This window comes from Sporanaerobium hydrogeniformans (genome assembly GCF_002735925.1).
Taxonomy (GTDB): Bacteria; Bacillota; Clostridia; order Lachnospirales; family Cellulosilyticaceae; genus Sporanaerobium; species Sporanaerobium hydrogeniformans.
The window spans coordinates 325,774-347,184 of the sequence record NZ_PEDL01000002.1 but is presented as its reverse complement, the minus strand read 5'-3'; the positions used below and the strand labels follow the sequence as shown (position 1 = coordinate 347,184).

19 protein-coding genes are annotated in these 21,411 nt (G+C 34.3%); 1 reads left to right on the top strand and 18 read right to left on the bottom strand.

Going from position 1 to position 21,411, the window contains the following annotated elements:
• Position 1: 1 nt before the first annotated feature.
• From CS063_RS04555 to CS063_RS04510, 11 genes are all read right to left on the bottom strand, one after another.
• Positions 2-1,309 (bottom strand): response regulator, encoded by a 1,308-nt coding sequence (locus CS063_RS04555; protein WP_180270681.1) that lies wholly within the window; start codon positions 1,307-1,309, stop codon positions 2-4.
• Positions 1,287-3,080 carry a sensor histidine kinase gene (locus CS063_RS04550; protein WP_099448491.1) on the bottom strand — a complete coding sequence of 598 codons (1,794 nt, stop codon included), beginning with the start codon at positions 3,078-3,080 and terminating at the stop codon, positions 1,287-1,289. The genes CS063_RS04555 and CS063_RS04550 overlap by 23 nt, the downstream gene beginning before the upstream one ends.
• Positions 3,081-3,194: 114 nt before the next feature.
• On the bottom strand, positions 3,195-4,706 hold the full coding sequence (locus CS063_RS04545; RefSeq protein ID WP_099448490.1) for a hypothetical protein: 1,512 nt from the start codon (positions 4,704-4,706) through the stop codon (positions 3,195-3,197).
• A 52-nt stretch (positions 4,707-4,758) separates the two neighbouring features.
• Entirely contained in the window at positions 4,759-5,610 is an 852-nt protein-coding gene (locus CS063_RS04540) for a DMT family transporter (RefSeq protein WP_099448489.1), read from the bottom strand.
• Positions 5,611-5,795: 185 nt separating this feature from the next.
• The gene (locus tag CS063_RS17825) at positions 5,796-5,927 is read right to left on the bottom strand and encodes a hypothetical protein (protein ID WP_308415425.1); all 132 of its coding nucleotides are present in this window, start codon (positions 5,925-5,927) and stop codon (positions 5,796-5,798) included.
• 91 nt (positions 5,928-6,018) lie between these two features.
• Positions 6,019-6,819, bottom strand: a complete 801-nt coding sequence (locus CS063_RS04535; protein WP_099448488.1) for an MBL fold metallo-hydrolase — start codon at positions 6,817-6,819, stop codon at positions 6,019-6,021.
• 117 nt (positions 6,820-6,936) lie between these two features.
• Positions 6,937-8,217: a SpoVR family protein gene (locus CS063_RS04530; RefSeq protein ID WP_099448487.1), complete on the bottom strand. Its 1,281-nt coding sequence runs from the start codon at positions 8,215-8,217 to the stop codon at positions 6,937-6,939.
• Complete coding sequence (gene yhbH / locus CS063_RS04525; protein WP_099448559.1) at positions 8,214-9,398, bottom strand: sporulation protein YhbH; 1,185 nt, start codon at positions 9,396-9,398, stop codon at positions 8,214-8,216. Before yhbH ends, CS063_RS04530 begins: the two co-directional genes overlap by 4 nt.
• Positions 9,399-9,408: 10 nt before the next feature.
• Positions 9,409-11,331, bottom strand: coding sequence for a PrkA family serine protein kinase (locus CS063_RS04520; RefSeq protein WP_099448486.1), 1,923 nt, complete (start codon positions 11,329-11,331; stop codon positions 9,409-9,411).
• A 107-nt stretch (positions 11,332-11,438) separates the two neighbouring features.
• On the bottom strand, positions 11,439-12,668 hold the full coding sequence (locus tag CS063_RS04515; RefSeq protein WP_099448485.1) for a glycosyl hydrolase: 1,230 nt from the start codon (positions 12,666-12,668) through the stop codon (positions 11,439-11,441).
• 41 nt (positions 12,669-12,709) lie between these two features.
• The gene (locus CS063_RS04510; RefSeq protein WP_099448484.1) at positions 12,710-13,249 is read right to left on the bottom strand and encodes a Holliday junction resolvase RecU; all 540 of its coding nucleotides are present in this window, start codon (positions 13,247-13,249) and stop codon (positions 12,710-12,712) included.
• Positions 13,250-13,326: 77 nt separating this feature from the next.
• Between CS063_RS04510 and CS063_RS04505 the strand changes: the two genes are divergently transcribed.
• Positions 13,327-14,211, top strand: a complete 885-nt coding sequence (locus CS063_RS04505) for a hypothetical protein (protein ID WP_099448483.1) — start codon at positions 13,327-13,329, stop codon at positions 14,209-14,211.
• A gap of 47 nt (positions 14,212-14,258) precedes the next feature.
• Here CS063_RS04505 and CS063_RS04500 read toward each other — a convergent pair whose 3' ends face one another.
• The 7 genes from CS063_RS04500 to rsmD all read right to left on the bottom strand — a co-directional run bounded on the left by CS063_RS04500 (position 14,259) and on the right by rsmD (position 21,407).
• Positions 14,259-15,227: an RluA family pseudouridine synthase gene (locus tag CS063_RS04500; protein WP_099448482.1), complete on the bottom strand. Its 969-nt coding sequence runs from the start codon at positions 15,225-15,227 to the stop codon at positions 14,259-14,261.
• Between the two features lie 13 nt (positions 15,228-15,240).
• Complete coding sequence (locus CS063_RS04495; RefSeq protein WP_099448481.1) at positions 15,241-15,801, bottom strand: hypothetical protein; 561 nt, start codon at positions 15,799-15,801, stop codon at positions 15,241-15,243.
• Between the two features lie 8 nt (positions 15,802-15,809).
• Positions 15,810-16,583 carry an SDR family oxidoreductase gene (locus CS063_RS04490; protein ID WP_308415424.1) on the bottom strand — a complete coding sequence of 258 codons (774 nt, stop codon included), beginning with the start codon at positions 16,581-16,583 and terminating at the stop codon, positions 15,810-15,812.
• A 176-nt stretch (positions 16,584-16,759) separates the two neighbouring features.
• A complete protein-coding gene (locus tag CS063_RS04485) occupies positions 16,760-19,663 on the bottom strand; it encodes an insulinase family protein (protein ID WP_099448479.1) in 2,904 nt (967 codons plus the stop codon).
• 151 nt (positions 19,664-19,814) lie between these two features.
• Positions 19,815-20,360 (bottom strand): ATPase, encoded by a 546-nt coding sequence (locus CS063_RS04480; protein WP_099448478.1) that lies wholly within the window; start codon positions 20,358-20,360, stop codon positions 19,815-19,817.
• A gap of 14 nt (positions 20,361-20,374) precedes the next feature.
• Positions 20,375-20,854 (bottom strand): pantetheine-phosphate adenylyltransferase, encoded by a 480-nt coding sequence (gene coaD, locus CS063_RS04475; protein WP_099448477.1) that lies wholly within the window; start codon positions 20,852-20,854, stop codon positions 20,375-20,377.
• A gap of 4 nt (positions 20,855-20,858) precedes the next feature.
• Complete coding sequence (gene rsmD / locus CS063_RS04470) at positions 20,859-21,407, bottom strand: 16S rRNA (guanine(966)-N(2))-methyltransferase RsmD (protein WP_099448476.1); 549 nt, start codon at positions 21,405-21,407, stop codon at positions 20,859-20,861.
• Positions 21,408-21,411 lie beyond the last annotated feature (4 nt).

The window sequence follows — 21,411 nt, the reverse complement described above, 5'->3', positions numbered from 1 at the left end:
CCTAGGATATTTCTGGGGTAGAATAATTCTCCCAAATAAAGCGCTTCGCCCTTTCAATGATATCTGCTTGCTTACGGTCATAATGGTGTTCCATGTAATCTTGTAACCACCTTAAATAGTTCATCATCCAAATTTCTAATTCTTTTAAGGTTTCTTTCTTTGTAATTCTTTCTATGTAATCCATTCCTTTCTGATAAACCTCTTCCAATGCTAGGTTTTGTTCTTCTAAAGTAAGGGCTATATGATAAATAATATAAAGACACTCTTTTTGTGCCTTCTCTATAGAAAGCTTCAAGAGTTTCTCTCTTAATTGATCCACACCCACTTGAAAGCTCGCTATATCCGACTGCTTAATGGCTGTAATAAGAGTTTGCCATTTTTCTTTTGCTTCTTTCATTTCTTCAAAATTCAAAAACTTTTCTTCCTCAAAACAGATAAGTTGCTCTTTTCCCTTTAAATGTTTGAGATTTAGCATTTGCTCTGCTTCTTTAAGACAATTTGCAAAATGGATCTTTTCTTTACCTAAAGCACTTAATCCCGCAGATACATGAATATTCATATAGTTCTTCCATACACTAGATAGCTGCCTACAAATGGACTTTACTTCTTCTCTTCCCTCCTCATGCTTTTCATGAGTATTCTTATAATACAAAACATATCTAGCAGGTGTTAAGTAGGTTACTACACACTTGGAAACTACCCTTGGTATTTGCTGTGCACAACTCATCATAGGTTTCATTAAATGATTTTCTAAATCACTTTTAAATCGTTCCAACACACCTTGGTAATCATTGATTTCAAATAAAGCAAGGTAATAAGCTGTTTCTGTTAAAAACTGTTTCCCTTCTTCCCTTCCAAGTGCTAAATTCCTTAATTGCTCTTCTTTTTGCACATAGCATTCAGGCTCTAAAGCTGCACGCTTGACTTTTTGTTCTAAAAGGATCTTTTTTGTCTTTCCTAGTAAGTAATTCATACTTTCACTACTAATGGTTGATTTGAGTAAATAATCATGAATACCCAATTTAAAGGCTTCACGTACCAAATAAAATTCATCGTAGCTACTTAATACCACAATAAGTAGCTCGGGGTTTTTTTCTTTCGCTTTTTTAATTAACTTAATCCCATCTAAAATAGGCATTTTAATATCCGTAATAAGCAAGTCTACTGCTAAAGTCTCTAATAGTTCTAATGCTTGCTTGCCATTTTGTGCTTCACCCCTAATTTCAAATCCCTGATTCTTCCAATCCACTAGTGTATGGAGTGTAGTTCTCACAATTGTTTCATCATCAACAATCATCACTTGATACATCTGCATCCCCCTGAATAGTTCCTTTGGTTTTTGGAATATGTACAAATACTGTGGTGTAGGTTAATTTTTCACTCTTAATGCTAAGTCCATAAGCTTCTCCGAAATGCAACTTGAGCCTTCTATCTACATTGACTACACCAATACTCCTATCTTTTGACGACTCTAAAGAGTGCTCTTCTAAAAGCTCCCTCCTCTTTTCTTCACTCATTCCCTTTCCATTGTCAGTGATCTCAATCCATATCTCTTGAGCTTCTTCATAAACTTTTATCTTAATCTTACCGATTCCTTCATTTTCACTGAATCCATGCACAATACAATTCTCCACTAGAGGTTGTAAAATAAGTCTTGGTACTTTGCAACTTTTACATGCTTCCTCAATGTCAAATACTACATCAAAACTATCTGTATATCGAATTTTCATGAGAAAAAGATAGCTTTCAAGTACCTCAAGCTCTTCACCTAAAGTATAAAAGCTTGTACTATTTCTAAAGGAGCAAGATAAAATTTTAATAAGAGCCTCTGCCATATTGACAATTCCTTCAAATTTAGCTACTTTCGCCATAAATCGAATAGATGCTAACGTATTTACTAAAAAGTGAGGATTAATTTGAGATTGTAGCGCCTTAATCTCTGCTTGATGCTTCTCTTCTTCTTCACGCTCTTTAGCAGTAATAAGTTCCTTTAAACGTACCACCATGTGATTAAAGGAATGAATCATATCACGCATTTCAGCCTGTCCTGACTCTTTAATGCGTACCTCCAAATCTCCTTTTTCTAGATGTGCTAAACCTTCAATCAAATGATTAACGGGTTGTATAATATTTTTAAGGAAATAGATTGAGAATTGATAAAAAAGAAAGAAAATACCTATGGTAATCATTAAAATAAAAAACATTATTTGATTAAAATAGGCTAGTAATTCCCTCACATCCACCTGACTAACAAGCTTCCACCCCACTTTATCAATCTTAGAAATAATATAAATATGATGACCTTTTTTCCTTACGCCTTCTTTGTTTTTAAGTTCTGCTGGTAACTCAAAGGCCTCTTCTCCTGAAGCTTCGATCATAACCTGATTGCTTTCATCAAAAAGCATCATCTTTCCTAGATGAGGCTGTTTATTAAAATGTGAAATACTCTCTCCTACATCTGATTTAAACAAAATAACAACCATTTCTACCTGTTGCATACGATCAATTAAATAGTTGGGCGAAAGTACACTTATTAAAGTAAAGGGGTTTTGATACTTATTACCATATAATATAGGACCACTATAAGCACCTATATATACCCAATTAGTATGAACCAGTGCTTTTCTATACCAAGGTTGTGCTTTCATAAAATCTTGTGAAAGTCGGATTTTATCTTTTATATATACAGAAGTACCATCTTTCATATAAAAGGTAACGGATGTAATTGTGTCATTAGGCATAATCATATAGCCTAGACCTTCATTTAGCCTTTCCATGGTATTGTATTTCTCTTTTTCAGCACTTCTGCTGACTTGCTCTACAAGTTTAATCATTTGATTATTATTGACATGAACAATATGAGAAAGTCGAATCATAGCTTCATCAATTTGCTCATTTAGACTGTATACAATATTTTGTTGCGCTAAATTAACCTTATCAACGGCATCACTTAGCATGATATGACGTGCAATTACCGTAATAACAGCAATAATCAAAAAAATTGGGATAGCAATAAGTAGAAAAAAGTTTTTAAAATAGGCTGTTTTTAAAGGATATTTTTTGTTATGAATGCCCTTCATTTTACTCCCCCTCTCTCTATCTATTATTGATTATAGCATCGTTTAAGCAATAAAATGTATAAATTAATATGAATATTGTCAAATTATATATTTAGATTAACAGAATTATCTTTTTTATAACCCACATCCATATTTTAGAATACATATCAAGCTTATTAAGAGAAAAAGAATTAAAAGACCTTTTTTCAGAAGCTGAAAGCGATTTTTGTAACGATTCCACATACAAAAGGTTATCGTTATAAGAATGGGTAAAAAAACATAGCTATTTAACCATAGAGTTACATTACGATAGTGCCACCAGTGAGCAATCTCTTCTTTAAAAATATTCATACCAAAAAAGCCCGTAGCAAAAGTAGGTATAACTAGGGCGGCTCCTACAATAGTAAGAAGTTCTACTTTTAGCCTCGAACCTGATTGTTCTACTAGCATCGCATACTGATGAACTTCATTGATTTCAAAATCCAATTGTTTCAGTTCTTCTTCAATCTTAAATTGTTTAGATAAGGCATCATAAATTTGTGCTCCTTCTGTGTCCTCCGTCACTTCTTTAAAATAAAGCTGATTAATAAACTGGATATAAATCTCATATAAACTTTTAATGGCAGGTACTAACTCTTCTGGTGGTAGTGTAGAGACCCTTGAGATTTCAGTGGAAAGGTTAAGAAGTGTCGCCCGCTGCATTACTACTAAAGTAATGAGTTGATCGTAGAGTTTCATGGCAGGTACTTCTTTTACTAAACACAAAAGAGAGAAGCGACTCATCCCATAAATTGCATTTTCAGTTTGTAGGTACGTATTAAGTCCTAAACTTCCCTTTTCCTTCTCTCTTAAAGTTTTAATATGCTTTTTATTATTATCCAAAAAAGCTTCCAAAGGTTTTAGGGCTCCTATCTGCCACCTAACCTTATCTACCCATTCTTTATTTTTATAAAGGCATAAAGAAAACATTTGGTTGCCCAAAATAGGTTCAATAAAAAGTTTGCTTTTTTTACTTTTTTGCTTACTTCCGATAAAGGAATTTCCCAAAATACCTAAGATAAGTGGGGTGATACTAACAAGCTTTTGATGGTAGTCCTCCTTAAAACATTCTTCTAATTTATGGTTTTTATTAAGCTGAATGCGAATCCAATCAGGAAATAATTCCTCTTTTGCTTTTTCTAGTGGAAGTAAAGGAGGATAAATGCACTTGCTAAAGCTATTGATACGTTCCATATCTTCTAAGGCTTCGTAGCATTTATTGGTTGTCTCTAACGTTAAAAGGCCAATGCCTGTTTTATAAAGCTTGAGTTGTAAGCTACTTAAAACTAATCTATATTCTTTTCCTTCTACTTGCATGATAAAATAATTATCTTCTTCCAAATAGCCATAGCGATAATTACGCACAATAAGTGGTGAGTGTGTAAATGTATAAAGTGCTGCTCGAATAGGTTTATAATAGTAGACAAATTCGTTATAATCCTTATCACTTTCAACCCTCTGATAAAGGGGAGTCCAATTCTCTAAATGGTCAAATAAATTCTCCTTAATCTGACATTGAGGTATAAATAAAGCCGTCTTTTTTTTCCCTACTACCTTCCATGTAAAGGGAAAAATAAAAAGATGTTGACTGATAATTGTTTTTTCCATAAAAAAAGCACCCTATTGTTTTTATCTATAGAGTGCCCTTAAACTTTTCTTTTTATCCTACTTGCTCTTTTTTTATACCCTCTTTTTTCCACTCAATGGAACGACTCACTACTCCTAAAATAACAATTGCCCCTCCTAAAAAAGTATAGAAGCTAGGCACTTCACGCTGTACTAACATAACCCATATAGGATTGAGAATAGGTTCTAATATAGGAATCAATACGCCTTCTAAGGCTGTTACATGTACAATGGCTTTGCTATATAAAATATAAGAAATGCCTAATTGACAAGTACCTAGTATCAAAATACCCATACCATTAGAAATATTCCACTCAAGTTTGCCCATAAAAGGGAGAGCAATAAAAAAGGCTAATAAATTTCCCCAAAAAATGCATTGAACAGGGTCATTGTCCTTTTCCATGCGCATAAAAACAGTCATGAGAGAAAAGGTTACTCCTGAAAAAAGAGCCAAAGCATCTCCTACTAAATTACCACCACTTAAACTCTCAATAAAAAAGATTACCATCCCTCCTAGGATAATGACAATGGAGACCACATCCTTTTTATGTACAGGCTCTTTCAGTAAAACATAGCCAAAAAAAGCGGTATAGATAGGTGCTGTGTATTGAAGCAAAATGGCATTTGCTGCTGTTGTCAACTTAGTAGATACTACAAATATAAGTACTGTACCTGCATAAGCTAAAATTGCCCAGATACGTGGCCAAGTAAAATGAAGTTTAGGTTTCCCTGTTAAACACAAAATAGTAAGAGCAGCAATTAAACTACGTGTGCCTGCTACCCCCATACTGTTCCAGGTAATACCTTTGATTAAAACTCCCCCTAAACTCCATAAAAAAGCTGTTACTAAAAGTAACACTATCCCTTTTTGATGATTATTTTTCATTTTTCCCCTCACACTATGCTATTAATTTGTCACAATATCCTTATTATAGTCAATCCTTTTTTACTTTGCAACCTCTTTCTAAAGCTTTGTATTTTTAACCTATTTACCTTTCTATTAAGCTTATTGCTAGTCATATCTTTAAAAAGAGGCTATCCTCTTATAAGGATAACCTCTTTTCTAGAGCGTTATTTACAATTCTTTGTACTGTTGGAAGACTTGCTATAATTTTTAGTACTCATGTCATTAGCTGCTTCCATGTTGTAAGATTGTTTGTTTGTTTGTTTACTATTTGTTTTGTTTGATGCTTTATTAGACATCATAAGCCTCCTGTAAAATATAAAATATTTTTTACAGTAACAGTATTTCCTATTTAATAATTTTTATACCTTCTTTTTTATAAATTATATCTCATACTTTATAAATAGGTGAAACAGTATCTCTTTTCGCAACGGATACAATAATATCCTCGCCTACTCGTATATTTCTTTCTTCTAAGGCTTGTTTAGCTGTTAAATAAGCTAAATCTGGCACATTATTATCTTTACTTAGGTGACCTAAAACTACCCATTGCATTTCTGCATGATAAATTTCACTTAGCGTTTGAGCCGCCATCTCATTATTTAAATGTCCAACATCACTTAAAATACGTTTTTTAAGATAGAAAGGATAACTTCCTGCTTCTAACATATTTACATCATGATTGAATTCTAACAAAATCCCATTCGATCCTTTTAAGTACGTTTTGATACGTTCATCAACTACACCAATATCCGTAGCTAACGTAATTTTTTTTCCTTGGTATTCAAAAATGTAACCTACAGGATCTACAGCATCATGGTAAATGCCATAAGGAAAAATTTGAAATTCTTCTAACTGTAAATACGTTTCTTTTTCTAAAATCTTGATATTAGCTTCTTTTACTGCACCAAGCATCTTTTCATTTAGCATCTTTTCCCAAGTTTTTTGAGTCGCATAAATAGGCGTATCATATTTACGACTAAATATCCCAACCCCACGAATATGGTCTATATGCTCATGGGTAATAAAAATACCTTCTATTGTTTCAGGGTCTATATCGATTAGCTGAAGACCTTCTGTTACCTTTTTTCCACTAATGCCTATATCTACCAGGATCTTTCGCATACCTGCTTGTATAAATGTACAGTTTCCACTACTTCCACTGGCAATGGCACATAATCTAAATTCCATCGCTTATCCTCCATCTGTCACCGTATCTTTGGCTTCTCTTACTATAGCATATTTTTTTTACAAACACAAAGAGGCTAGCTCTTTCTTTTTAAAAGCTCACCTCTTAATAGTGCTTACTTAAACATTTTCGATAGTAACCTTTTTATCTTCTGAGCAGATAATTTTACGAGAAATTTTAGCCAAATGTGTTTTTAAAATGACCTTCCCTCCCCAAAGTGTTTGAATATATTTAAGAGTTTCCGTAGTATAGGCTAAGTTTAGCTCACGCCCATCATAAAAATGTCCTAGTACTAAACAGTTTTCATTTTTTACTACATCCTCTACATAAATAGTGGGTAGAGAACCTAAACCTACATTCTCAGCTAAGGTATTGCGAATGTTTTGCCAGCCCTTTTCATTAGCTACCTCTGATACCACGTAATAACGCTCTTCTTCTTGTATTTCACAAAGATGGCTTTCCTCACAAAGTGTATAGTCCAAATAACTTCGGATAAAAGAGCTATCTCTCTCACAGCCTCGTATACGTGCCATCTCCTTAAAATCACCATCGAAACGCTCATAAAGACGTTGCCATATTTTAAAACCTATAAAATAGGGGTTTAGACTCCCTGGTCTTTGGCAAATCACATTATTATGCACCTTAAAAAACTCTACTTGCATGCCTTGTGGAAGACCTAATTTATTTAAAAGAGTATAATGCCAAAAAGTCGCCCAACCTTCATTCATAATTTTCGTTTCAATCTGAGGTATAAAATAACGACTTTCTTTCATAACAATCGCTATAATATCCTTCTCCCAATCCTCTAAGTTCCCATATTGACTTAAAAAATAAAGTACATTCTCCTGGGGATACTCTATTTTTTGAGTCACTTCATAGCTAGGTTTACAAAAAGCACCACATTGATATTTAATAGAATGTGCCGCATCTAGTACTCTTTCTACCTTTTCATAACCAATACTAGGGTCTTGAATGTACGTACGAATGCGCGTTCCATGGTTTTTAAACATCTCTATTGTAAGAGCAGCATCTGTATACTCTTTAAAGAGGCGATTATTCTTAAAAAAGTCATTATGTCCATAGACATGAGCAATGGTTAATACTTGTAAAAGTAACGTATTATCCTTCATTAAATAAGCGATACAAGGATTGGAATTAATAACCATTTCATAAGGCAATCCAGATAGATTATACTTATAAGTTGTTTTCAGACGGTCATAGTTTTTGCCATAACTCCAGTGAGGATAATGAGAAGGCATTCCTACATAGGCTTCATAGCAAAGCATATCTTCAAAACTAATAATTTCAAACTCCTGAGGATAGTAATCTAAGCCCATTTCTTTTGCTAAATCTTCTATTTTCTCATTATAGGCCTCTAACTCCTTTAAAGTATAGTTCATCCTTCTTCCCTCCCTGCTCCTTTGCCTTCTACCTTAAGCATTTCTACAAAAGCAGTCCATACATCCTCTTTACGTAAAATACGAACAGCTGTAAAATTAGGAGCATGGATATCTTCCATATAGCGATTCATAATGGTACTGGTATAGGTACTGGTTTTGATTTCACCATAGCCAAATAAATTACATGTTTTACAAAGCTGACTTGCGAGTTTAACTGCTTCCTCATTGTCCTCACCCCAGTTATCCCCATCACTACAATGAAAAGCATAGATATTCCAATTTTGCGGATGGTAGCGTTCCTCAATAATATCCAAGGCTTTTTGGTAACCACTACTGATATACGTTCCTCCACTTTCTCCCTTATGAAAAAAGTCTTGTTCAGACACTTCTTTAGCTACTGTAGTATGCGCGATAAAGACAATCTCTACATTCACATAACGAATAAGTAGAAACTGATACAATAAAAAATAAAAACTACGGGCTAAATACTTTTTGGTCTGCCCCATAGAACCAGAAGTATCCATAATGCAAATAACTACAGCATTAGAATCTCTTTTAAACTTAGGCCGTCTATAAAAATATCTTAAGTCTTCTTTATGAAAAGGAATTCTTTCTATTTCCTTTTCTAAACCAAGTTCAGCCCTTGCCTTAAGTTCTTGTTTCTGACGTTTAATCTTTTCCACCATCGTATGTTTTTTAGAAAGCCTTTGGCGCGGTCCCTTTTCCCGCACACCCGAACGCTTGGAACCATATTCCGTTTGAATTTCATTAAACTTTTTATGTTGCAAATAAGGCAAATTAAGATCTTCAAAGAGGAAGTCAATCGCTTCCTCTATCGTCACTTCTGTTTCGTAAATATCTTCTCCTTCTTCACTTCCTGCACCATTCTCCCCAGTTCCTTTGCTATATTCCCCTTTAGGTACCTTTTGTCCTTTTTCTTCTTGACCACTTCCAGCTACTACATCTTTTTGATTTTTTCCATATTTAAAATAGTATTCTTTTAAACCTTTTATAGGAATTTTAATCTTTTTATTTTTACTTTTACCTATAATACTTTCTTCCGAAATAATGCTCCCTATATTTTCTTTGATACTTTTTTCTACAAGCTCCTTATGTCTACGTCTATCCTCAATGCTACGATCCCGATTATTAGCCTTATATTCTCTAAAAATAGTTCCCATAGGTATCGCCCTAATCTTTCCATAAATTATTAGCTGCATATTTCAGAATCACATTGCAGCAACAACTACAATAACCATTTTTCTTCATTTCCTCCACCATGGCATCGTATTTTACATTTTGCTCTTTATCGCGGACCTTACTCTGAGTGATAATACGGGAAAGTTGACGTACAGAAGCAGTAAGCTTCTTCTCAATAGCCTCTTTTAAGGGTTCATAGGAACTGTATTCTACCTTGCCACCATTTCTAATAATAGAAAACATATAAGCTGTTACATCTTGCCTAAAGCCTTTAGCTCCTGCCTGAGTAATACCTAGCTGCTCTTCAATAGAACGCATAAATTCTTCATCTGGATTTAATTCTTCACCTGTATTACTATCTTTAATTTTTGTTTTATTTGCATAAGCCTCTGCATGATCTAAATAGTTATTAAATAAATCTTCAGCTTGCTCTTTATAACCATGAATAAAAGCCTTGGTTACTTCACTTTCTAAAATACGATGGTATTCCTTCTTTACACCATCTTGTAAAAAAACTAAGTATTTCTTTTTAAGTTCATCTGCAATAGTGAGCTCTTTGACTTCACGTAAAAGAACATCTAAAAGACCAATGGGGTTAATACAGTTGTGCTCTGACTCAGAAATAGCTGTATCAATGGCTTTAGATATAAAACGTGTTGAAATACCTGTCATTCCCTCTCTCTCTGCTTCTTCGCGAAGCTCTAAAATATCAATCCGTTTAGTCGTTCCCTTTTCAATAACTTCCTCTCCATTATAAATTTTAAGCTTTGTAAGTGGATCTACTTTAGCTGAAGGAGATAAACGTGTTAAAATGGCAAACATAGCTGCTATTTCTAAGGTATGTGGTGCAATATGAACTTTAAAATTAGAAGTTCTTAGCATTTTTTCATAGATTTTAATCTCTTCATTTAACTCTAAACAATAAGGTACCTCTACTTTTACAATACGATCTAAAATTGCTTCGTTGGTATGATCCGATTTAAATTTATTCCATTCAGCTTCATTAGAATGTGCTAAAATGACTCCATCAAAGTAAATCATGGCATTTTTCCCTGGTGAAGGAATATTTTTCTCTTGAGTAGCCGTAATCATAGTATGTAGATACTCTACATCGTTTTTAAAAACCTCAATAAATTCAACTAAACCACGGTTACCTGCATTGAAGGCTCCATTTAAAGAAAGCACCCGTGGATCATCTTCAGGATAAAGATCCATTTTAGAAATATCTACACTCCCAATAAGCACTGATGTGTCTTGATTATTGGGATCAACAGGTGGAACAACTCCAATCCCTTTACGGGAACGTACTGAAAAATCAGTTTCTACTACTGGAAATTTTTCATATTCCCCACCCAGTTCATGCACCAAACGGTATTTACAAACAGGGCACAAATCACCTTCTATCTTAAATCCAAACTCTTTTTCAATATCTTTACGTAAATGTTTAGGTATGAGGTGCAAAGGTTCTTCACGCATTGGACAGCCCTCTAAAGCATAAATAGGTGGGCTTTCCTCCAAAAGTCGCTTAATGGCTTCAATTAAGGAGGATTTACCAGCACCTACAGGACCTACAAGATAAAGCACTTGCTTTGATTCTTCACCACGCATGGCTGCCGAATAAAAATAACGCATTATTTTCATCAAGGTTTTGTCAATGCCAAAAAAATCTTCCTTGAAATAATGATATTTTTTTAAAACATCCTTGCCATAAATCCGCATGAGGCGCGCATCTTCTTCTGTCTTGACATTCTCTACCCCCCTCTCAATCAGTAAATGATACAGCCTTTCATGTGCAAGCTTATACAGCTCGGGGTTTTCTATGAGAAGATTTAAATAGTCGAGGAAAGTTCCTTTAAAATACTTTACTTTTCTTTCCTTACGGTCTTCTTGAATGAGTTTCGAAAAATCCACCATATATTATCCACTCCTTTTTTAAGGATAAACTCTCTCTCTAAAATATATGGCATCCTTGAGAAATACATGATAGTTTTTTGGAAAAAGAAAAAAGCAAAAACAAGAGTTTACTCTTGACTTTTGCTTTCATAATACATATCTGTGTAGAGTTTAATATCTTCTAAGAGATAATACTTATCTCCCTTTTCATCCTCTTTCATTTTGCAAAAAGAAGCTGGGAAATCCTTAAATAAAGTAACCGCTAACTTCTTAGGCAAATATAGCTTTCCCTCTATTTCAGTTGCCTCAATACTATATTTCATATATTGTTCTTGCTTTAAACCTTGCACCTCATCTCCTACTTTTTGTACAAAAAGTGATTGCTTTAAAAGGTTTTTAAGATGTTCTGTAAGTTCCTTTTGATTACTTAACCGATAATTTTCCATGCCTCTTTCATTTATTGCTGCCATATCCACATCAATATATAAAATACCTTTTAATCGAGGATACATAAGAGGTATTTCCTTATAGAAGAAATCTAAATTATTTTGTACACTTCTTAAATCATAGGTATGATCTACTCGTGAAAATTGAGAAATCGCCAAAGAAGAAAGGAGCATCGGCTTCGTCTTTTGGAAACTTTTATACCAAAAGTCCATATCTTGGGCATAATTAAAGGTATAACTTGCACCATTTTTATATCTTGGGATATAGACATTAAGTCCTGCCCAATCTACTACATCATCACCTGGATAATAAAGAGGCATGTCATAAATCCGGCTATCTTCTATGCTCCAAACGACAACTGCATGCTTAATATATTTTTTTAAAAGGTCATAACCTCTTCGATAGGCCTGTTTATAGGTTACTGAATCATTCACGCTCTGTTGCACGGGGAAAAGTTCAATAAATACAGGAAGGTCGTATTCCTCTTTTAAATTCATAATTAAACGATAAAGAGCTGTTAAGTCACCCTTTTTACTATAAGCAATTTTAATATACGGAATTTTATCCTCTGCTATACACCTTAAAAAACCACGTACTGGAAGTCCCTCCTCAAGGGTGTAGGACATTACCTCAAAAACGGGATGAAAACCTGCTAAATCCTCTAAACTTTTAGTGTTTTGGTTAATAGGTTTTTCAGGTTCATAAATGCCCAAATAAGTCCCTTTTAATGGCTCCATCTTTTGAAGTGGAATTATTTCTTTAATATATACTTCTACAGCTACTTGCTTTTTTTCTTCTTCTAGGATACGTACAGCTTGCTCCTCTTGAGGCATATGGGACGAACAGCCTACTTGGGACAAGCAACCTACTACAAGGACTAAAATCATCCACAAGGGGATACGTTTTCTCATGGCACTCACCTCTTTTGGATTATTAGCCAAATTTAAACAATTTATACTTCTTCTTGTGTATTTAAATATTTTTCTAATGCCTTTAAATAATTTAAATACAAGCCCCCTTCTACAGGAATGAGACGTTCCTTATTAAATTCTTCATAAGCCATAGACTTTCTACCGCCCGTCTGAGCTCTTTCATAATACTGATTAAGGGTCTCAATATCTAATAAAAAGTAGTCTTCATATTTTTTAAAAGCAACAATTAAAAAAGCTTCTCCTCCTTGCTTTTTAAAATCACGCATAAAAGTAACTTGATGCTCATGTATATTGCTAATAGGTAGAAAGTTTTTAGTTGTTTCCTTCGCATCAAAACAGATGGGAATCCCTTGTACTACACCTATATAATCCACTGTGCTTTTTTGGTCAAAGTAAGCTAAAGTAATAACCCGCTTCTTTTGATCAATGGTAATGGGCTTAATAGGCGTTGGAACTTTTTGCACTATAGCCAACTGTTTTTCACGATATCTGTCATTAGTCAAATTAATCATTTCTTCTAATTCATTTCCTCTTAAGCCTCTTGTATTCCAATAGCCCATAATTTTCCCTCTTTTCTTGATTTATTGTAAATTTTTGGTTATGATAGGAATATATACCTTATTAGGTGGTGATGACTATGCCCTATCTTTCTTTTGGACTGTATTGTTTACGAACAGGTTTTCGCTTTTTTAAATACCGTCCTCATCAACAAGCACGTATCCTTGAAAAGAAAAAGCTATACTTTTTAGCAGGATGCCTTTATATGAGACTTGAAAATTATATCCAAGCTGCTTCCTGTTTTAAAGCTGCCAAAGCCTATCGTCAATTGGTACAAGCCTATGAAGCCCTAGGTCTTTACTCTAAAGCTATTGAAGTAGCTGAGAAGTTAAAGGATTATAGGCTAGGTGCTCAGCTTTGTGAACGTATTGGTAATCATAAAAAAGCAGCTTATTTCTTTTCATATTTTAAACCTCTTTATAGTGCTAAACTTTATAAGTTAGAAGGCTACTACTACGAAGCAGGTCTTTCTTATCTTAAAGCTTATCAGTTTATTAGTGCTATTGAATGCTTTCATGCTTGTTCCTCACTAGCTGAACGGGCTCAAGGTTTAAGACAAATAGAAGAAATTGCTGTTGTCCTTTATTTTTCTCACTCTTATGAGGAAAGCTTTCGCATTTTTTTCAAACTCAAAGACTATTTTTCAGCTTTAGAGTGTGCAAAAAAACTAAGAGAAAAGAAGCTTATTGAAAGCACACAACTTTTACTAGCTTATCAAGAGGAACAAATGGGACATTATCTTTTAGCAGGTAAATACTATGAACCTTTTAATCCCCCAAAAGCTTTAACGTGCTATTATTTAGGTCATCATATCCATGAGGCACTTCACCTACTCATCGAACAAGGTGCTTATGCTAAAGCTGTTAACCTTTGCATTCAGCATAATGAGCTAGCAGCTGCCTACGAGTTAATCAACACTTATAAAATCCCGCTAGAACCCTCTTTAGCTCTTACTTATTCTTAAACAATAAAAAAGGAATGCACCTGTGCACCCTTTATTTGCATTCCTTTTTATATTAAACATTCTCCACGGCAAATTTCAGAATAAATCTGAGGCGCAGTTACAGTAAAGACACGATTTTGCAAATAAACAAAAGGTTCTTTACAAAATTCAAACTTGATTTTATAAGCACATAATACTTGTGATTTGAGACCATACTGGTCTTTAAAATATTTGTTTTCTAGTTGATCCCCATATTTAGGATCACCAATAATAGGATGTCCTACTTGACCTAAATGAGCTCTAATCTGATGGGTTTTCCCCGTTACAAGTTGCACTTCTACCAAGGTATAGCGCCCATTTGTTTTTAAAGGATTAATTCGCGTTTCTACTGGTTTTGCCCCTTCTACATAATGGTCACTAATGATTACTTCATTCTTTCCTTGTTCCTTAAGGTGGTAACCCTTCAAAAACATAGGAGAAGTCATACGTCCTAATACAATACTGAGATAGTATTTAGAAAGCTGCTTAGTCTTTAGCATTTCACTAAGTGCTTGGGTGGCTAATAAATTTTTTCCAACTAAAACAATACCTGCTGTATTGCGGTCTAAACGATTACACGGAGCGGGTGTAAAACCTTTAGAAAGCTCTGGGGAGTAACTTTGGTTTTCTTTCAAATAATAGAGTACTTCATCGGCTAAACTATGCCCTTCCTTTGTATCCTTCTGTGTTAAAAGTCCCATAGGTTTATCGACTATTAAAAGATTGTTATCTTCATAGGCCACTTTAAAGCTAATAGGTACTTCTTCTACTTTTTTTAGGTTCTCAAAGGCTGCAAACTGTTCCTCTGTAAAATACAGAGCAATAACATCTTGTTCTTTTAAGATTTCACTTCCCGTAGGTTTCTTTTTATTATATTTCACTTTTTTAGTACGCATGGCCTTATAGAGAAAGCTCTTTGGACAACGCTTTAAATATTTCAATAAAAATTTATCCAGCCTTTGATTCGCCTCCGTAGCGGTTATGATAATTTCTCTCATCTTTTTCCTCCCACTACATCAACATGCCTTGAATAATATGGGCATAATTTTCCAAATTTTCTCCAGTATAACAAGCATCTTTTTCCATTTTATTCACTGTATTTTTAAGAGTATTCGACTCATTTAAACATACAAAATGAAGTGCCTTTTCCTCTAAACCTTTAGCCATTAGTCTCTGTTTAATCCATTCTTTATTTTTAGCTACTATTTCTTTGCGCGTTGTCAAAAAGTAAATGCTGCGAGCTGTTACCACAATATGTTCAAAAAGTACCGTAGTTCTTGTATCTGGAATAATAGCACTATGGAAAAGAATATAGCTCCCCTTCATGCCTTCTAATAATTTTGCATCGCTTTCTTGTCCATCTTTGAAGCGTATAAAAGAGGTTAAGCGCGTAAAATTTATCGCCATAGGTAAAATCAAAAGACCTGCTACCAAAGTAAAATAATTACCTCGGTTCTTTGTTACTAGTATGCCTATAGCAAAGACACTTGCCATGAGGAGCCCCCACACAATTGTCCATAAAAGATATTTCTTTTTTTGCTTTTGTATATAATTTTTAGCTTGTCTTATCATTTTACCACCTATTCTGCATAAATCATCTTTCGTGTCATACCACCATCTATTACGAAATGGGAACCTGTTATAAAACTAGCTTCATCACTTGCTAAATAAAGGGTTGCATAAGCAATATCCTCTGGAACCCCTACACGACCTACTAAATGTTGTGCATGGTCTTTTTCTGTAAGAGCTACAAATTTACGTTCAGATTTTTTCTTCCACTGTGAAACATCAATCCAGCCTGGACTAATAGCATTGACTCTTACTTTAGGTCCTAAACTACTTGCTAAGGAGTGGGTTAGTGCTAAAAGTGCCCCTTTTGATGCAGAATAAGGTTCTGTATGGGGTTCACTCATTAATGCTCTTGTAGAGGTCATATTAATAATACTACTTCCTTCATTCATGTGCGCACCACAATACTTACTGCACATATAGGCACCTGTTACATTAATACGCATGACTCTTTCAAAATCTTCAATACTTCGTGTAAACAATGTGTTCTGGTCCATATGAGTTGATATACCTGCATTATTAACAAGTACATCAATACGTCCATAACACTCAATTACACGTGCAACCATCTGCTTAACAGAATCTTCTGAGCCTACATCGGTTGGGATAAATAGAGCTGCTAACCCCTCTTCCTTTAATGCTGCCTCTAATTCAAGTCCCGCTTCTTCATCTATCTCTGCAATAACAACTGTCGCTTTTTTTTCGGCAAAAGTTCTTGCAATACAATTGCCTATTCCTTGTCCACTTCCCGTTACAACGACAATCTTCCCAGTAAATTCCATCATCTCACCTCTATATCCCTTCTCAATCCTCTTACCTAGATGTTCCCCTTTACGAAAACCTTTTATCTTTGCTACTTATTATAACAAATAAATTTCTTAACGTATATACTATTATGGTATAAATACAACAAAAAAGGTAGCTGAAGCTACCTTTTTTGTTGTATTTATAAAATTACTCTTTAAACAGATGTTATATCCTGATAAAGTGTTTTAGTCTCTTCTACTGTGTGGCTATTAGCAAATATACAGTACATGTTTTTTGCCATACAATCTTCCAAAAGGCTCGCAAAGCCTTGAAGTACTCTATTATCTGTTGCAAACAGTTCATCACGTGCCTTTTGTAAGGTTGCTTTTTGAATCCCCATTAGATGATACACCTGAGCCGTTTTCCCTTCTGAAGCTGATGTAAAAGGAAAATCAAGATGACTTATCGTTCCAATTAAATACTGCAAAAGTTCTCTCTCTGTTAACTGGATATTTTTAAGATACGTACTTACTTTTTTATAAGTAGCAAGTGTTTCTTTTACATAGGGGTCACGATAGGAAACAAAAAACATATTTCCACTACGCCTAAAATCACAGAAGCACCCGTACGCACCATTTTGTACTCTTACTTTATTCCATAAATAATCCATAGATAAAAGTGATTTTAGCATCATTAAACTGCCATGATAAGCATAACCCAATGCTTTAAAATTATATCCCATAGCTACATAATTAACATTCGTTGGATAAACCAATGCTTCTTGACAATTACTTTGTTCAAAATGCATTTTTAAAGGTATAAGTGCCTCATATTTTAAGTCTTCTATACCTCTTTCTATTTCTTTGATTACCTTCACAACTTGGTCTTCATCTACAGTAAGTCCAACGATTAACCTTGCTTTATTACTAAGCAATTGATAGGCTTCTTGAAGTGCTATGACCACTTCATCTTGGCGTAACTGCCACTCCTTTTCAATCTCACAAACAAAATGGTAAAAGGTAAGCCCTTTTGTCTTCTCTTCAAAAAGCTCTGCCCCTGTAAAATGGGAAAGCAACCGACTATATGCAACCCGGTGCCCTTCTCCACTTAAACTACTTTCCATAATAGCCTTCATCTCACGAATAATTTCTAAAAGTCTATTTTTATCCTCAAAAAGTGTCTCACAAAGAATCTCCTTCATTAAGTCCACTTGTTCTTTTACTTTTCCTATAAGTGCCTTTGACTTAAAGAGGAAAACAGGTAAATATTTTTCTAGGGAATCTGGATGACTTATGGCTTGAATATGATATTCCATTCCACCTAAATGCTCATCAATGGTTGTAGAAAGTGCTTCATAAGAATAATTCTTTGTGCTCAGCTTACCTAACATTCCTACAATCATTCCTAAATAAGGCATTTTGCCATCTTCTATATCTTCTAAATGCAAGTACCAGTTCATATAAACAATTTGGTTGGTAAAAACAGGCGTTACAATATACTCTGTAGTACCTTTTTTGATTACTTTATAACGTGGATAACTTACTTCACGTCTTAAATCTTCTTTAGTAAGAAGAGGGATTGTATGAAGTGCTTCTTCACTATCTACACGCTCTTGAAAGGCATTAAAGGCCTTCGTTTCTTCTACTAATTGTTTAATAGCCTCTGATGTTAACTGCATCTTATACGCTGCTAGCTTCTGTGTAGTTTTTTCTTCTATTTCCTTTTCAAGTCCTACTTTGGGATAAAGCTCCACTTGTGTACAATGCTGACTGTTTAAAAGATAGGTCTTTATTAAATCTTCAAAATATCCTGTCTGAATCCCCTCTTTAAGTATTTCTAGCTCTTTTTCAAATTTTAAATAAACAAAAGGAGAGGCTTCATAAATCCAGCTTTTAATAGCCGCAATACTATAAAAAAGTCCCTTGGAATACCCACTTGAATCCCCTTCACGCAGTTCAAATTCCTTCACCTGTAACGCTCCACTTATTAACGCTTTAGGTATTCCTTCTTTTACAAGCTTTTCTAAAGTTTCCTTTATAAGACTATAAAAACGTTCTCTTTTTTCAGGAATTACATTTTTAGCTACAATGCTAAAGATAGGCTGTTTTAAATGGGTCTGGAACATTCCATAAACATCTTCCCCGATCCCTTCAGCAATTAAGGCCTTTTTAAGAGGAGCTGCTGGGGTATCAAGGAGCAAATATTCAAGAACATTCATCCCTAGCATAAGCTCCCGATTTGTCATCTCTCCTACTACAAAATTACAGCTTAAAAATAAACCATTTTCCTTACCTTCTGCAGCAGAATAAAAAGCTTTATGTGTTTTAACTTCCCCTAAAGGCTGTTGCAGCTGAATGCAACTTTGAGGAGATTCATAATTAAAATGAGAAAGATACTCTTCGTCTATATATCTTAAAGTTTTTTCTGTATGACTATTGCCATAAAGACAAATGTAGCTATTGGAAGGGTGATAATGGGTTTTATGAAAGGCAAGTAGCTCCTCATAACTTAAATCAGGAATATCTGAAGGTGCACCACCTGATTCATTTTTATAAATCGTATCTGGGAAAAGTGAAGACTTAATAAAACGAAAAGCAATTTCTTCTGGAGATGAAAAGGCTCCTTTCATCTCATTATAAACAACCCCTTTATACTCTATTGGATCATCTTCCTTTTCTAAATGATAGCGCCAACCTTCTTGCATCACAATTTCTTTAGACTTATAAATATTAGGAAAAAATACCGCATCTAAATACACATCCATTAAATTATGAAAATCTTTATCATTTTGACTGGAAATGGGATAAAGGGTTTTGTCAGGATAGGTCATGGCATTAAGATACGTATTTAAAGATCCTTTTGCTAATTCCACAAAAGGATCTTTAAGAGGATATTTACGTGACCCACAAAGTACAGAGTGCTCAATAATATGGGCTACACCTGTACTATCATGAGGGGGGGTCCGAAAACCTATACAAAAGCTCTTGTGTACATCCTCATTTGCAATGACTAAAATATGTGCTTTGGTTTTATCATGTGAATAGCAGTCTACCTGGCTATCAATTTCTTTAATATATTGACTCTCAACGAGCGTATAACCTTTTATTGTTTCCGTCACATTATTTCCTCCTACTTGTTTTCAAATCTAGTAAAAATATACTTTAGTTTAATTATATGCCTATTAATAGACTTTGTCTACTTTATACCCTATTACTCCTAGTATGTGTAAAGAAAAAAAAATAACACCCATTTGGGCATTATTTTTATATTTATTCTTCTCTTTCATTCATTTGTGTATTCATAACCTTAAGTTCTTGACGATTATCATAAAGTTCCCTTAAGACATCCGTTACATAGGCTTCAAAATCTTGCATTTCTTTATGTACTGTTTCAAGACAATTCTTAAGCTTTAATTCTACTTTACGAACAGTCTCATCTGCATAAGCCACAGAACCATGATGAATTTCTCTGGCATCTTGTCTAGCTGCCTCAATAATTTCTTCTGCTCTTCCTTTAGCATACTTAGTAATTTCATGTTGCTCAATCATATTTTGCAACTTTTCATGTGCCTCTTCCATGACGAGGTGTGCTTCTTTTTGTGCTTCTGTTAAGATTTTATTTCTCTCTTCTACAATCCAAATGGATTGCTGTACTTCTGTCGGCAACTTAAGACGAATTTCACGAATTATCTCAATCATTTCTTCACGATCAACAGAAATTCTATTCGATAAAAAGCTTGTCTTACCTTCCTCAATTAAATCTTCCAGTTGATCTAATAAAATTGCTAATTCACCACATCTTGCATTTTCGTCCACCCTTTAACCCCTCCTTACATAAATTTTTCTTTTAGCTTTTGACCTACATAAGTAGGAACTAAATCTTCCACTTGCCCCTTAAACATTGCAAGCTCTCTAACAGCACTTGAACTTAAAAAAGAATATTGGGCATTGGTCACAAGGAAAACCGTTTCCACTTCTTCCACAATGTTTTTATTGATTTGAGCCATTTGCATCTCATGCTCAAGGTCTGTAATAGCTCTTAACCCACGTACAATCATATGGGCCTTTTTCTCTCTTGCATAGTCTACTAAAAGTCCTGAAAAACTATCTATCTCCACATTAGGCAAATGCTCCGTGGTTTTTTTTAACATCTCCATTCTTTCCTCAATAGTAAATAATCCTCCTTTTTTTTGAGGATTAATGAGAACTGAAACAAGGAGATGGTCAACAAGTTTAGATGCTCTTATAATAATATCCATGTGCCCATTTGTCACCGGATCAAAACTACCAGGATAAATACCAATTTTCACTTTTTTATTCCTTCCTCAGAAAACTTAATGTTGTTGTTTTATACGTCTTTTCTTTCCATAATACCAAATGTTGGGGTAAAGTGACAAGTGTATTTGTCCCTCTTTCTAAAATAATATACCCATTTTCTGCAATTAAATCACAGGCTACAATTTTTTCTAGAATTTGGTCGATAATTCCTATGGCATAAGGGGGATCCATAAAAATAATATCAAATTGTTCACCTTGCTCTTTAAGGTTTTTCAAAGCTTCTATTACATCACAACTATAAACAATTGCCTTATTTCCTAAACGTGTACGTTCTAAATTTTGCTTAATACACGCAAGTGCCTTTTTGTCCTTTTCTACAAAAACAGCTTTTTCTGCACTACGACTTAAGCTTTCAATACCAATACCCCCACTCCCACTAAATAAATCTAAAAAACGGCAGCCTGGCAAATCAAAAGCAATGATATTAAATAATGTCTCCTTTATACGATCTGTGGTTGGACGTGTCTCTAGCCCTTCTGGACATACAAGATGAGTTCCTCTACATTTTCCACTAATAACACGCATACGT

Coding starts and splice junctions, on each gene's coding strand:
- CS063_RS04555 (WP_180270681.1), bottom strand. CDS start 1,309: ATGTATCAAGTGATGATTGTTGATGATGAAACAATTGTGAGAACTACA.
- CS063_RS04550 (WP_099448491.1), bottom strand. CDS start 3,080: ATGAAGGGCATTCATAACAAAAAATATCCTTTAAAAACAGCCTATTTT.
- CS063_RS04545 (WP_099448490.1), bottom strand. CDS start 4,706: ATGGAAAAAACAATTATCAGTCAACATCTTTTTATTTTTCCCTTTACA.
- CS063_RS04540 (WP_099448489.1), bottom strand. CDS start 5,610: ATGAAAAATAATCATCAAAAAGGGATAGTGTTACTTTTAGTAACAGCT.
- CS063_RS17825 (WP_308415425.1), bottom strand. CDS start 5,927: ATGTCTAATAAAGCATCAAACAAAACAAATAGTAAACAAACAAACAAA.
- CS063_RS04535 (WP_099448488.1), bottom strand. CDS start 6,819: ATGGAATTTAGATTATGTGCCATTGCCAGTGGAAGTAGTGGAAACTGT.
- CS063_RS04530 (WP_099448487.1), bottom strand. CDS start 8,217: ATGAACTATACTTTAAAGGAGTTAGAGGCCTATAATGAGAAAATAGAA.
- yhbH (WP_099448559.1), bottom strand. CDS start 9,398: ATGGGAACTATTTTTAGAGAATATAAGGCTAATAATCGGGATCGTAGC.
- CS063_RS04520 (WP_099448486.1), bottom strand. CDS start 11,331: ATGGTGGATTTTTCGAAACTCATTCAAGAAGACCGTAAGGAAAGAAAA.
- CS063_RS04515 (WP_099448485.1), bottom strand. CDS start 12,668: ATGAGAAAACGTATCCCCTTGTGGATGATTTTAGTCCTTGTAGTAGGT.
- CS063_RS04510 (WP_099448484.1), bottom strand. CDS start 13,249: ATGGGCTATTGGAATACAAGAGGCTTAAGAGGAAATGAATTAGAAGAA.
- CS063_RS04505 (WP_099448483.1), top strand. CDS start 13,327: ATGCCCTATCTTTCTTTTGGACTGTATTGTTTACGAACAGGTTTTCGC.
- CS063_RS04500 (WP_099448482.1), bottom strand. CDS start 15,227: ATGAGAGAAATTATCATAACCGCTACGGAGGCGAATCAAAGGCTGGAT.
- CS063_RS04495 (WP_099448481.1), bottom strand. CDS start 15,801: ATGATAAGACAAGCTAAAAATTATATACAAAAGCAAAAAAAGAAATAT.
- CS063_RS04490 (WP_308415424.1), bottom strand. CDS start 16,583: ATGATGGAATTTACTGGGAAGATTGTCGTTGTAACGGGAAGTGGACAA.
- rsmD (WP_099448476.1), bottom strand. CDS start 21,407: ATGCGTGTTATTAGTGGAAAATGTAGAGGAACTCATCTTGTATGTCCA.